Origin of the sequence: Bacillus cereus group sp. MYBK15-3 (assembly GCF_051916765.1) — a bacterium.
Lineage (GTDB): Bacteria > Bacillota > Bacilli > Bacillales > Bacillaceae_G > Bacillus_A > Bacillus_A cereus.
Genome location: NZ_JBQAHG010000001.1, coordinates 1,059,573 through 1,072,810, shown reverse-complemented (window position 1 = coordinate 1,072,810; position 13,238 = coordinate 1,059,573). Strand labels below are relative to the sequence as shown.

The following is a 13,238-nucleotide window of genomic DNA, read 5'->3' as shown; positions in this document are numbered from 1 at the left end:
CCTCTGTTGCTAATTTGGGTGGTACCGCGGAACCAAAGCCTTTCGTCCCAGTTTTTTGGGAAAGAAGGGCTTTTTTTGTTGGCTTCTTTTCACAACATCCAAACATTTTAGGAGGAAACCACCATGTATCAATCATTAATGACAGTAAGAGAGACTCAAATTGCAATTAAGGAAGTTAAAACATTTTTCGAGGACCAATTAGCAAAACGCCTTGAACTATTCCGCGTATCTGCACCATTATTCGTAACGAAAAAATCAGGATTAAACGATCACCTAAACGGTGTAGAACGTCCAATTGAATTTGATATGTTACATTCAGGAGAAGAATTAGAAATTGTTCATTCACTAGCGAAATGGAAACGATTTGCATTACATGAATATGGATATGAAGCTGGTGAAGGTTTATATACAAACATGAACGCGATTCGTCGTGATGAAGAACTTGATGCAACGCATTCCATTTACGTTGACCAATGGGATTGGGAAAAAATCGTTCAAAAAGAATGGCGTACTGTCGATTACTTACAAAAAACAGTACAAACAATTTATGGAATATTCAAAGATTTAGAAGATCACTTATTTGAAAAATATCCGTTCCTTGGAAAGTATTTACCGGAAGAAATTGTTTTCGTTACTTCTCAAGAATTAGAAGATAAATATCCAGAATTAACACCGAAAGATCGTGAACATGCAATTGCGAAAGAACATGGTGCAGTCTTCATTATCGGAATTGGTGATGCACTTCGTTCAGGTGAAAAGCACGACGGACGCGCAGCTGATTATGACGATTGGAAATTAAACGGTGACATTTTATTCTGGCACCCAGTACTACAATCTTCATTTGAATTATCATCAATGGGAATTCGTGTTGATAGTAAATCACTTGATGAGCAGTTAACGAAAACTGGTGAAGACTTCAAACGTGAGTATGATTTCCATAAAGGTATACTAGAAGACGTACTACCATTAACAATCGGCGGTGGTATTGGACAATCAAGAATGTGCATGTACTTCTTACGTAAAGCTCATATCGGTGAAGTTCAATCTTCTGTATGGCCTGACGATTTACGTGCAGCTTGTAAAAAAGAAAACATTCATCTGTTTTAATAGAAGTGAGGGAATAGCTTAAATATAGAGCTATTCCCTCTTTTTTATAAAACATTACTTATTTATTACCGAGTTCTTCCGCTAAACCGATTAAAATTCCTTCGACTCCACGAATGTAGCAGAGACGATACGAGTTCTCATACTGAACTACTTCACCAACGAGCTCTGCACCATGCTTAGTGAGTCTCGATACCATTTCGTCAATGTCTTCAACGGTGAACATGACGCGTAGATAACCGAGGGCGTTTACAGGAGCATTTCGGTGATCTGATATAGTAGGTGGGGTGAGAAATCGCGAAAGTTCAATTCGGCTGTGGCCATCTGGAGTGACCATCATAGCGATCTCTACGCACTGAGAACCGAGTCCAGTTACGCGACCAGCCCATTCACCTTCGACATTGGCTCGACCTTCGAGATTCAAGCCAATCTCCTCAAAGAAAGAGATTGCGTTATCAAGGGATTCTACAACGATGCTGACATTGTCCATTCGTAGTAATTTGTTTTTTGCCATAGTCTTATCTCCTTATGTATAAAAGTCTATTATTTAATTATCCTCATAATTATACTACTAAGTAGTTACAAATTCCTTTCAGTCAAAAACACCTTGTCACAGTATAGGAAAATGTGACAAGGTGTTTTTTAATATGTCATATAGCATCGTGTTAACGAACAGCTTTTTATTTAATAGGAAGGTAATACATTAATCTGATTTTTTTAGCATTACTAAATATATCAGATTAGCTCATTTGCACGAAAGGCTCAATTTTCGCCATAAATGATTGATGCAGCGCCTCAACGCCTGTTACTAAATGAAGGCGGTCAATAACGACAGACACTTTAATTTCTGATGTACTTACCATTTTAATATGAATATCTTCTTCTTTTAAAGTAGTGAACATATTTGCAGCGACACCTGGGTTAGATACCATGCCAGATCCTACGATTGATACTTTTGCTAAGTGATTTTCATGTTCTACAGATTCATAGTGAAGAGTTTCTTGATTTTGTTCCAAAACTTCTAAAGTTTCTCTTAAATCATTCGAATGAATGGAGAAGGAGAGGTGTACAGTTCCTTCATTTGTAATACTTTGAATGATGATATCTACATTAATGTGTGCTGCTGCTAATGTAGAGAAAACTGTTGAAAGCGAGCCTTGTTCTAATCCTTTAATTGTGACACGTGTAATGTTATCCTCAAATGCAATACCTTTAACGATTGATTGTTGTTCCATGTTACATTCTCCTTTTACAATTGTTCCGTTTTTTTGTTCCATACTTGAGCGAACTTCTAAAACTACATTATGATTTTTAGCAAACTCAACAGCGCGCGGGTGTAATACGCCAGCACCGAGATTAGCAAGCTCTAACATTTCGTCATAAGAAATTTCGTCTAATTTGTAAGCATCTTTTACAACTCGTGGGTCCGTCGTATATACACCTGTCACATCCGTATAAATATCACATTTTTTTGCTTTAAGTGCAGCAGCTAATGCGACAGCAGTCGTATCAGAGCCACCACGGCCAAGCGTTGTAATTTCATTTTCTACACTTATACCTTGGAAACCAGCTACGATAACAATCGTACCTTCAGCAAGATAAGATTGAATACGATCTGTATGAATGTCAGTAATCCGTGCACTACTATGTACAGATTCTGTCGTAATACCTGCTTGCCACCCTGTTAATGAAATTGCATGATAGCCTTTTGCTTGCAGTGCCATTGTTAATAATGAAATAGTTACTTGTTCTCCTGTAGATAGAAGCATATCCATTTCACGTTTACTTGGATTTTCTGTGATAGCGTTAGCGAGTGCGACAAGTTCATCTGTGCTTTTTCCCATTGCTGAAACGACAGAGACAATGCTATGACCTCGTTCATATTCTTCAATAATTAAATTTGCTACATGTTGAATGCGTTCGACGCTTCCGACAGAAGTGCCACCAAATTTTTGAACAATTGTTTCCATTACAAATTCCTTCTTTCGTCTATTTTTAAGAATAGATTAGGAAATATATAAATCCCAATACTCCTGTAGTTACCAGAAAGACAAACAAAAAACACCATCTCAAATAAGTGAGGATGGTGCTGTTACAGGAAAAGGGAAACAGAAAACGGAGCTAATAAAAAAAACCGCCAAAAAAGGAATATCATAAAAAAATGATATCTCTTTTTTGTAGATAGCTCTTCATACGTACACGTCTGTACATATGACAGTTCTGTTTCTATTCGAAAACAGCCCCAATTGATAAATGCAGAGAAATTTATCAATTTCGGCAATACTTCCTTTCATCTAAGTTCATAGACATCTCTGTGTCTCCATTAGAATACTCATAAGTATCGCAACCTCTATCTCACGTTTTAGGCGAGAGTGTTTGATTTATGAAGTTGTTGGTAACATTTGTTTTATAATAATTTAAATTTTTCGTGGAATCAAGTGTTTTATATATATTTTAAAAATTCTTTCTTTTTTCTGAGGAAGTTTGTGAAAAATGTAGCAAAATAAATTCATTGCATGTACATTAAAGTTATAGTGCATAGGAGGTGGGGAGAATGAAAAGGAAACAGCCTATTTATGTTGCGACAAAAATGAACACGACGATGGAAAAATTATGGGAATATACGCAAGAACCAGATATACATACAGAGTGGGATGCTCGCTTTACTGAAATTTCGTATTTAGAGAAAAAAGAAGGGGAACCACAGAAGTTTTTGTATAAAACAAAGATTGGATTTGGGCTTGAAATAGTTGGAGAAGGGGAATCAATAGGTGAAATAAGAAAAGAAACTGGTGAAAGAATTTCTTCTTTAAAATTTTGGACGGATAATACATTATCTCTTATTCAAATAGGACGTGGTTATTGGAAGTATACGCCCAATAAAGAATACATCCATTTTGAGACACAATATGATTATGATACAAGATTTGGTCGTATAGGAAATGTGATAGATTCCTATATTTTTCGTCCGTTATTAGGTTGGGCGACTGCTTGGAGTTTTGATGCCTTAAAATTATGGTTAGAAAAGGGGCTTCATCCTAGGTTACTAATTAGAAGAACAATGACGTATTGGCTCGTATGTTCTTTATTTGCTTTTGTATGGATATATCAAGGGATAGTGCCAAAACTACTGTTTACTCATTCAGAAGAAGTAAAGATGCTTTCTTTATTAATCGGTTCAAATGAAAGTAGTGTATGTATACTTAAAATAATTGGGGGGTTAGAAATAATTTTCGGTGTCGTATGGCTGTTGCCACTAACAAAACGAAAATTATTTATACTGCATATTATTGTATTACTAGTTTTAACGTTAGCGGCAGGATTTACGAATATCGCAAGCTTTACAGGACCGTTTAATCCGATTACATTAAATGTTCTTTTAATGGGGTTATCAATTGTCGGTTATATAAATAGTTTCGATTTACCAAGCGCGAAAAATTGCAAGAGGGCGAGAAAGGGATAAGTATATGGCTAATATGTATGAACGATTATTAGGGGATACCTATAAAAATCTTCATCCTGAATTGCAGAAGCGTTATGCGATTACAGAAGAGAATAGTTTTACAGGGGAAGGAAAGATGGATGAAATTTACGGTGGCTCTTTTTTCGTGAAATTTATATTGAAAATTGCATCGAAGTTTCGAATGTTTTTCTCGGAACGAGGAGAGGAAATTCCATTTACGATACAAAACATAGCTGAGCGAGATGAATATGGACAAGAATTAGTAAGGTGGAACCGTACTTTTTATTTTCATAATAAGAAAAGATATTTTAATGCAGTTATGCAGTTTGATGAAAACGAAAATGAAATTGTAGATTATTTTGGTGAACCACATTTACTCGTTTCTACACTGCATTTTCATATCGATGAGTTAGGGGCAATGCATATTTCTTCAAAGAAACAATGGTTTTATATGTTTGGAAGAAAAATGCCGTTACCAAAATTTTTGTATGGTGAGGCAAAAATTGTTGAAAGTTATGATGAAACACTACAATGTTTTCGAATTCATGTACAAGTACGAAACCCGTTAATTGGTTCGCTTTTTTCATATAAGGGAACATTTGTGGAAAGGGAATAGACGATATGAAAAATATAATATTTGGGCTTGCTTGTTATGTTGTTTTTCTAATATGTGAGTGGTCGAATATAAATCCTGTTGAAGCAATTATATTATTATCTGTTTTATTATTTATACCAATGTCATTTTGTATTATTGATAAAAGAAAAAGAGATGGATCGCAATTATTATTTTATAAATCCGTATCATTTTTATATCCAATCGCAGCAATTTGTGCAATGCTAGCTTTCGTCACAAATCACTATTTATTTGCGCTAGTTTGGTTTGTATATACAGGAATTGTTGCGTTATTTGGTGTAAGTAGATTGCTAGAAAGAGGATGGAAGCCGTTAGAAGAGATCGCCATAGATAGTGCGTTTATTTATTTGTTTTTAGGTGGTTTTTGGTTTTCTGCTTCAGTAGCAAAACTTTCAATTATGCATTTTAGCTCTGACATTGTTTTACTCACAGCTGCACATTTTCATTATTCGGCGTTTCTATTGCCATTATCAGCTGGTTTAATAGGGAGAAAAAGAGAAAAGAGAAGTAAAGTGTATGATGCTATTATGTTTATCATCATGATTTCACCTATGACAGTTGCAATAGGAATTACATACTCAAGAATATTTGAATTTTTTGCAGTGTTCCTATATTTATGTGCAATTTATGGGTATGGATTTTACGTTTGGAGAGCAAAATTTAATGCTATCAGTGCAAAGATTCTTCTAATCGTTTCGTCTAGTACACTCATGGTTACAATTATGTTCTCACTTATATATTCATATGGAAATTTGAAGCATGTAATGACGATTACAATTGCTCAAATGGTTTGGATTCATGGTGTTGTCAACGGAATTGGAGTAGCTTTACCGGCATTTATCGGCTGGGTGATTGAAAAGAGTGTTCCGAATTATAAATACTATGGGAAACCAATGAGTAAGTTAAGAGGAAATGTGGCAATTGGTGAGGCTTATTTATATAGCAGCAATTTAGTAGACAGTAAGGAATACAACGGTTTAGTCGATAAAGTAAATGACTTTCATAGTGAGGCATTTGATTTGACGAAGGTTCCTTTAAGTATGATTCATTTTTATGAAAATACAGCAGAGTATGAATTGCAATCGAATATTAAATGGGCTCGTTGGTTCCGTCCGTTCGCACTTTGCTATGAGAAAATGAGTAAGCGTGTAGAACAAATACATTTAGGAATGGGCGGCAATTGGGAAACGATGCATGGCTCTATCATTAGTGTCATAGATGAGAAAGATGGAAGAGAGAATGTAAGGGCTTGGCTAAGAAAAAATGAAGCAGGTAAATCTATTTTTGTAGCTCTTTATTCAAAGCATACAAATAAGAATGAGACATATATGAATATCGCCTTACCTTTACCTTATTCGAATATGACTGGTATTTTGAAACTATATAATGATAGTCATGATTTAATTATTACTAGTAAGTTAAGAGAAAATGGTCAGGGAGATGAGGGGATTTATTTACATACTCGGTTCTTGACAATCCGTTTACCGTTAGCAGAGACTTTTATTATAAAAGAGCGCACGAATCACATACTAGAAGCTAATCATAGAATGTGGATATTTGGAGTTAAGTTTTTAGAAATTGATTATAAGATTAAGAAAGTACAGGAGAAGTAAGAAAAGCTTGGAGAGATTCCAAGCTTTTTTACGTATGTGTAATTGTTATAGCAACTTGTTTATCTAGCTCATTATCCCAAACACGTTGAATTTCAAAGGTGCCTTTTTCAAAAAATAATGGGAATCTTTCTTTAAACCAATCTTGCATAGGAAGCTTTAGTGCTGTATCGATTGGTATCCATAATAATTTGCCCTCAGGTGGGTTTAAAAGAAGTTCACCTTCAAATGAGTCTGTCCAGTAGTTAAATACCATGTACCGAACATTCCCTTTCGGATTTACATATTCATCTAATCCCTTAAAATTTAAATCCGAAACAAGTAATCCGGTTTCTTCTTTTACTTCCCTTATAGCGGCTTGAACGATACTTTCGGGAAAATCTACTTTGCCGCCAGGAGCTATGTAGCCAGGGAAACCTCGATGATTGGGTCGTTTTACGAGTAAAACTTCATTGTTGCGCTGGATCATACACATTGTATAGATTTGGTGTTCGATGTTATGTGAATTTGGAGGCATAATGATGCATTCTCCTTTATATTTTTTTGATAATTTTACCATAACATAATGGTTTCTTATATAATTGGGAATATAATATTATGAATTTTCAGTCGTATATTATGTATTCTATAGTCATTTGAAAAGAGGAGAGAGACATGCAAGGGGAAATACAAAAGGAGAAAAGTTTAAGTTATATTGGAAAATTATTATTACCAGTTAAAGTATCAACGCACTTTAAGTTTTTATGGATTGGACAATTACTCTCGGCCTTAGGTAGTTCGATAACTATGGTCATACTTCCAGTTGTTGTGTATTCATTAACTGGCTCAACAGTTGTAATGGGGATGACGATGGCAATGTACATGCTACCTAATATTCTTGCTTTACCGTTTGCAGGTTTAGTTGTAGACCGAATTGATCGGGTTAAATTAATGTTATTTACGGATATAATCCGCTGTATATTAATGCTATTACTTGCATCGCTTATATTTATGGATTTATTAACAATTACGATTTTATATATTCTCGTAGCCATATACGGACTTATGGAAGGGATATTCCAACCAGCATATTCTGCTGTAAGGGCGAAAGTATTCGTTCCTGAAATTCGTAATGCAGCTAACGCACTCACTCAAATGAGTAATCAAGGTATACGATTGATTGGGCCAGCACTTGGTGGATTAATCGTATCGGTTGCATCTGCAGGGATAGGTTTCGGACTAGATGCAGCAACGTACTTATTATCATTTTTATGTTTATTATTTTTAAAAGAAATTAAGTTTAAAAAAGTAAAACCCATTGAAAAGAGTAAGCTTACTTACAAACAAGAGTTTATGGAAGGTGTTTTAGTTTTAAAAAGTCATCCGTGGCTGTGGATTACAATTTTAGTTTTTTCTTTTATAAATATTTGTTATGCCGGCATTATCGTCGTATTAATTCCATGGTTATTTAATGTTCATCATCATTTTGAAGCTTACGTGTATGGGCTTGGCATGGCCTTTTCTGGTGGTGGGGCTATAATTGCCGCAGTAATATTTGGTGGGAAAGAGCGGTGGCATAAGAGAGGATTATTGGCTTATGGAGGTGTTTTAATGAGTGGCATTGCTTTATTAATTATGCCATTCATTTCTTGGGCACCCGCTTTAATATTCTTAATGGCAATTGAAGGATTTGGCATGATGATATTTGGACTCATTTGGGAAACGAGTTTACAGGAGCTTGTACCAGAAGAAGCATTCGGAAGAGTGGCAAGCCTTGATATGTTGGGTTCTTTTGCTTTATTGCCATTAGGGTATGTAGTTGTAGGCTGGTTAGCTACTGTCATAGGTGGCGAAATAACTATTATAACACTAGCTAGTTTAGTAATTTTAACAATTGGAATAGCATTGTCTGTACCGAGTATTCGTCGATTTAATTGATTATATGGGAAAAGAGGGCTAGACCTATATAGAAAATAACTTAGCATATAATCAACTAGTATTAATAAAACACCTTTGTAATGAAAAACTGTCCGTACATATTTGGCACAACAAAATTAGAAATCACAAAAGAAGTGACGGAAGCGATACAAGCAGGTTTCAAAAAAGAAGACTAAGCCCTAAAGAAATTAGGACTTAGTCTTCATTAAATACAAATGTTTGTTTCATTTTTTTACCTTCATTTACCGGATGGCCATTGTAAGAGAAATTCTTTTCTTCCCAAGTGATTACAACTTTAAAATTATGACTATTAAAGTCTAATGGGAATACCATGTAGTCAAAGCTTGTATGACTTTTAGAAATATTTTCATTAGGTGTAGTAGGTTTAAAGGTAGCTTTAGAGGTAGGGTTGTTATCAAGTATTTCCACAGATACGTTTGATACATCATGACCGATGTTTTTTACGAGTAAACTATACGTATCAAATACACCTTGCTTTGGCTGGATTGCTTGCTTGTTTGAGTTATGAGATTTATCAATTTCGACATACCATTGTTTAGACTTTGACGCAATCGGTAGTGACTGAAATGTGTAAGCACTAGCTTGTATTGGTAGTGCTAAGCATAAAAGTGTAAAGAGAGTTAATATTTTTCGTTTCATTTTTTTAGAGCTCCCATTCTTTAATGGATTTACTTGTTATTATCTTCTTTTTACGAGTAAATATACCATATAATGTAAAGTGGCTATAAGAGTAGTGAATCAATATCTTATTCAATACTCTTATAGCCGGCATAATTACGTATGTAGTAAAAAAGAATAAATTTGTTTTTCTATACTTAGATTGCTGCCCTTTTTAAAAGGACTATTTTTACGTTTTAATAAAAAGAATATACTAAGAATTCAGTATAAATTATTTATTTTAATGTAGTTAAATGTGCTTATATATGTGAAATTAGAGAAGGAAGCTGTGTAGAGATGTTTCTACACAGTTTTTTTAGGATATGAAAAAATTACCAAAAATATGTTAAAATAACATTGTCATACAACAAGGGGGATTTGTTTTATGGAAAATGGACATCTTGCTAAAGTAGACTTAACGAAAAAAATTGAATCAAAATCTAAGTACAATAAGAAATTAGAAAAATATCAAAGGCGCTTATTAGCATTACAGCAAATTTTGAAAGAAGAAAAAATCGCGGTTATGCTTGTTATGGAAGGATGGGATGCGGCTGGTAAAGGTGGGGCAATTAAGCGGGTGACGGAACATCTTGACCCGCGTGGGTTCCAAGTAAATCCAATTGGAGCGCCTGCACCTCATGAGAAACGTTACCATTATTTGCAACGTTTCTGGCGCAAAATTCCACAGTACGGGCAAATCACCATTTTTGATCGCTCATGGTACGGTCGTGTGTTAGTTGAGCGTGTTGAAGGATTTGCTACAAAGGAAGAGTGGATGAGAGCATATGATGAGATTAATGATTTTGAAAAACTACTAACAGATGACCATTACATAATAGGGAAGTTCTTCTACCATATAAGTAAAGAGGAACAGTTAAAGAGATTTAAAGATAGAGAGAAAAATCCTTTGAAAAGATGGAAAATTACAGACGAAGATTGGCGTAATCGTGAAAAATGGGATGAGTATGTTGAAGCAATGGAAGACATGTTTGAAAAAACAAGTAAGCCAAATGCAAAGTGGCATATTATTGAAAGTAACGATAAATTGTATGCTCGTGTGAAAACGTTAAAAATTATTATTTCATTCATTGAGGATTATTTCTTAGAACATGGTATAGAATTGCCTTCTTATTATTATGAAATGAAAGAGGATATTGAAGTTTTGCAAGGTGTAGGTGTTAAAGAGTAAATAAGAAAATGGCCCTGTGAATTGGTGAAACCAAATTATGGGGCTTTTTTAGTTAGAAACATTTTACAATTAACAGAATAAGGTATATAATCAATAATCATATTAACAATGTTAATATGATTATTGATTATATACTATGTGGGGGTTTTACTTTGAAGGGAAGAGATGTTGTTTTAGGTTTATTAATGGAAAAGGAATTGTCTGGTTACGATATTAAAATTGTGTTTGAAGACGTATTTACTCATTTTTTTGATGGAAGTTTTGGAATGATTTATCCAACATTACGGCAATTGGAGAATGAAGGGAAAATAAAAAAAGAGGTTGTCATGCAAGAGGGAAAACCGAATAAGAAAATGTACTTTATTACAGATGAGGGGCGTGAAGAATTTTATCAATACATGCAGACGCCTATAGAGAAGGATGTTTTACGTTCGGATTTTTTAATGAGAATGTATTTTGGCAACTATAGTGATGATGTAACAATAAAAAAATGGATTAAAGATGAAATTGAAAGAAAAGAAGCGTACATTGCAGATCTTCGATTGAAATATGAAAAGTGGAGAATAGGTATTACTTTCGTCGAAGAAATTTCACTAGATGTAGGTATTGCATCGTATAGTGCACAAGTGGAGACTTTGAAGAAAAAATTAGAAGAGTTAGAGGCGAAAGAAAACAATAAAACAGAAGAATGAAAAACGCATTCACAATAAATAAAGGGGTATATAAAGATGGAGCAATCAAAGGGTATTAAGATTGTCTTTTTAATGTGTCTAGGTATCTTTCTTTGTATGATTGATACGACAATTATGAATATAGCTTTACCGGCAATACAATCGAGTGTAAATACTTCATTAGAAAAGATGTCTTGGGTATTAAATGTTTATACAATGACGATTGCAGTACTTGCCATTCCGTTAGGGCGGATAGCTGATATCTTTGGAAAAGCAAAGATGTATATTCTTGGTCTGGTGATTTTTGGGGGTGGATCGGTACTTTGCGCTTTTGCTAATACAGGTGATTTTCTTATTTTTTCTCGTTTTATACAAAGTATTGGGGCAGCAATTTTATTTCCAACAAGTATGGTAATTGGTGTATCAGCTATGCCGTTAGCTAAAAGGCATGTTGCACTTGCAATTTTAGGAGTAACACAAGGATTGTCAGCTGCTATGGGGCCAGTAATAGGTGGAATTATTACGCAAAATTTAGGATGGAGATGGGTGTTCTTCGTTAATGTTCCGGTTTGTATAATAGGAATCGTGTTATGTTGCATCATGCTACAAATAAAAAATGAAGAACGTATTATCTCAAAAATAGATTGGATAGGACTACTATTAAGTAGCACAGCAATTTTTTCATTTACTCTCATATTAGTAAAAGGTAATACATGGGGATGGCAAAGTAATATTGCTTTGTCTTGTTATGCAATTAGCACTATTTCTCTTATTCTATTTATTTTAGTAGAACGAAAGATTCATAACCCAATGGTGAATTTAAAGTTATTTCAAGATCGAATGTTTGTCGGAGCGTCAAGCGTTGTTATATTGAGTAATTTATTTTTAATTGGAGTTACTGTATTGCTTCCAACGTTCTTGACGAAACTACAAGGTCGAACGGAAATTGAAGCGGCTTTTTTAGTGACACCTATTTCAGCGATGATATTTTTTATCTCACCAGTTGCAGCAACTTTAATTAAAAAACTCGGAAAAGTAACTATTATTTTGTCAGGATTTCTTGTTATGGGGCTTTCCTACTATTGGTTGCAAATGATTGATGTTCATTCAACAAATATAGAAATTATTATTCCATGTATGATATTAGGTGTCGGATATGGCTTAGTAGTGGGGCCAATTACAGTTTTAAGTGCGTCTTCGTTTGAAGGAGAATTATTAACTGCTTCTCAAAGTGTTGTATCAATGTTACGACAGGTTGGAATTGTATTGGCGGTCGCAATATTTGTCTCTAACTTAACTCATAATTTAACTATAAATAAAGAAAAAGTATATCATTATGCAGAAGAAAAGGTGCGGAATATTCATGTGAATAGTACTGAGCAAACTGAAATTTTACAAATGACTAAAGAAAAAATAGAGAATCAAAGTTTAGAGTCGAATATAAATAAGAAACAAAATGCAATGACAATGGGATTAAGTAAAGAGAAAAAGGAAGAATTGATTCGCGACAAGACGGATGAAATATTAAGAAAAGTTCCAGTAGAATATAGGGATGTAAAAAGAGAAGAAGTTATGAGGCAAGTGACAAAAGAAGTTGAAAAACAAGAGGAAAGTATAAAGAAAGAGGTACTCACATTCTCGAATGATGTGAATCATTATGCCAAGAATCAGATGGCTATGAGTTTTACAGATTTATATAAAGCAAGTGTGCCAATTATTTTAATTTGTGCTTTCGTAAGTTTGTTGTTTTGGGAAGGAAAAGCTTTAAGTAAAAAGAGAAGGGGAAGATTAGTAGAAGATGCGTAAAGAAAAACAGGCTGCTATTAGCCTGTTTTTTTCATTGTTTTCTCCTTGCATATTGTGAATAGTAGTATTTTTAATATAGCATGGGATAAGTCGAGTATGATTAGAAAGTTTTTTAGAATGAAAGGGATGAATGGAAAATGCCATTGAATATGTAACGTTATACATA

At 34.2% G+C, this 13,238-nt stretch carries 12 protein-coding genes, 1 riboswitch and 1 other annotated feature (1 of these 14 only partly in view); of the genes, 8 read left to right on the top strand and 4 right to left on the bottom strand.

The genetic code is table 11. The features are described from left to right. Positions 1-53: a binding site (T-box leader), on the top strand (it extends 206 nt beyond the left edge of the window). 70 nt (positions 54-123) lie between these two features. Further along, positions 124-1,107: an aspartate--ammonia ligase gene (gene asnA / locus ACTFR8_RS05425; RefSeq protein WP_000284914.1), complete on the top strand. Its 984-nt coding sequence runs from the start codon at positions 124-126 to the stop codon at positions 1,105-1,107. A gap of 58 nt (positions 1,108-1,165) precedes the next feature. Here asnA and ACTFR8_RS05420 read toward each other — a convergent pair whose 3' ends face one another. Further along, a complete protein-coding gene (locus ACTFR8_RS05420; protein WP_001107260.1) occupies positions 1,166-1,618 on the bottom strand; it encodes a VOC family protein in 453 nt (150 codons plus the stop codon). Positions 1,619-1,844: 226 nt separating this feature from the next. Then, positions 1,845-3,074, bottom strand: coding sequence for an aspartate kinase (locus ACTFR8_RS05415; protein WP_000448035.1), 1,230 nt, complete (start codon positions 3,072-3,074; stop codon positions 1,845-1,847). Positions 3,075-3,278: 204 nt separating this feature from the next. Next, positions 3,279-3,465, bottom strand: a riboswitch (Lysine riboswitch). 193 nt (positions 3,466-3,658) lie between these two features. Between ACTFR8_RS05415 and ACTFR8_RS05410 the strand changes: the two genes are divergently transcribed. The 3 genes from ACTFR8_RS05410 to ACTFR8_RS05400 are packed head-to-tail and all read left to right on the top strand — an operon-like array spanning position 3,659 to position 6,814. Next, positions 3,659-4,567 carry a DoxX-like family protein gene (locus ACTFR8_RS05410; RefSeq protein WP_000823948.1) on the top strand — a complete coding sequence of 303 codons (909 nt, stop codon included), beginning with the start codon at positions 3,659-3,661 and terminating at the stop codon, positions 4,565-4,567. A gap of 4 nt (positions 4,568-4,571) precedes the next feature. Next, a complete protein-coding gene (locus ACTFR8_RS05405) occupies positions 4,572-5,183 on the top strand; it encodes a DUF4166 domain-containing protein (protein ID WP_000002647.1) in 612 nt (203 codons plus the stop codon). Between the two features lie 5 nt (positions 5,184-5,188). Next, positions 5,189-6,814 carry a YndJ family protein gene (locus ACTFR8_RS05400; protein WP_000789375.1) on the top strand — a complete coding sequence of 542 codons (1,626 nt, stop codon included), beginning with the start codon at positions 5,189-5,191 and terminating at the stop codon, positions 6,812-6,814. A 28-nt stretch (positions 6,815-6,842) separates the two neighbouring features. On the opposite strand, the gene ACTFR8_RS05395 is transcribed toward ACTFR8_RS05400, so the two are convergent. Beyond that, entirely contained in the window at positions 6,843-7,328 is a 486-nt protein-coding gene (locus ACTFR8_RS05395; RefSeq protein WP_001134949.1) for an 8-oxo-dGTP diphosphatase, read from the bottom strand. Positions 7,329-7,465: 137 nt separating this feature from the next. Here ACTFR8_RS05395 and ACTFR8_RS05390 point away from each other — a divergent pair, with 137 nt between their 5' ends. After that, positions 7,466-8,728 carry an MFS transporter gene (locus ACTFR8_RS05390; RefSeq protein ID WP_001161173.1) on the top strand — a complete coding sequence of 421 codons (1,263 nt, stop codon included), beginning with the start codon at positions 7,466-7,468 and terminating at the stop codon, positions 8,726-8,728. A gap of 195 nt (positions 8,729-8,923) precedes the next feature. On the opposite strand, the gene ACTFR8_RS05385 is transcribed toward ACTFR8_RS05390, so the two are convergent. Continuing rightward, positions 8,924-9,388, bottom strand: coding sequence for a hypothetical protein (locus ACTFR8_RS05385; RefSeq protein ID WP_000823343.1), 465 nt, complete (start codon positions 9,386-9,388; stop codon positions 8,924-8,926). A 403-nt stretch (positions 9,389-9,791) separates the two neighbouring features. Between ACTFR8_RS05385 and ACTFR8_RS05380 the strand changes: the two genes are divergently transcribed. The 3 genes from ACTFR8_RS05380 to ACTFR8_RS05370 all read left to right on the top strand — a co-directional run bounded on the left by ACTFR8_RS05380 (position 9,792) and on the right by ACTFR8_RS05370 (position 13,072). Continuing rightward, entirely contained in the window at positions 9,792-10,595 is an 804-nt protein-coding gene (locus tag ACTFR8_RS05380; protein WP_000427320.1) for a polyphosphate kinase 2 family protein, read from the top strand. A 152-nt stretch (positions 10,596-10,747) separates the two neighbouring features. After that, positions 10,748-11,287, top strand: coding sequence for a PadR family transcriptional regulator (locus ACTFR8_RS05375; protein WP_000678329.1), 540 nt, complete (start codon positions 10,748-10,750; stop codon positions 11,285-11,287). A 36-nt stretch (positions 11,288-11,323) separates the two neighbouring features. After that, on the top strand, positions 11,324-13,072 hold the full coding sequence (locus ACTFR8_RS05370) for an MDR family MFS transporter (protein WP_000438115.1): 1,749 nt from the start codon (positions 11,324-11,326) through the stop codon (positions 13,070-13,072). The last annotated feature ends 166 nt before the right edge of the window (positions 13,073-13,238 follow it).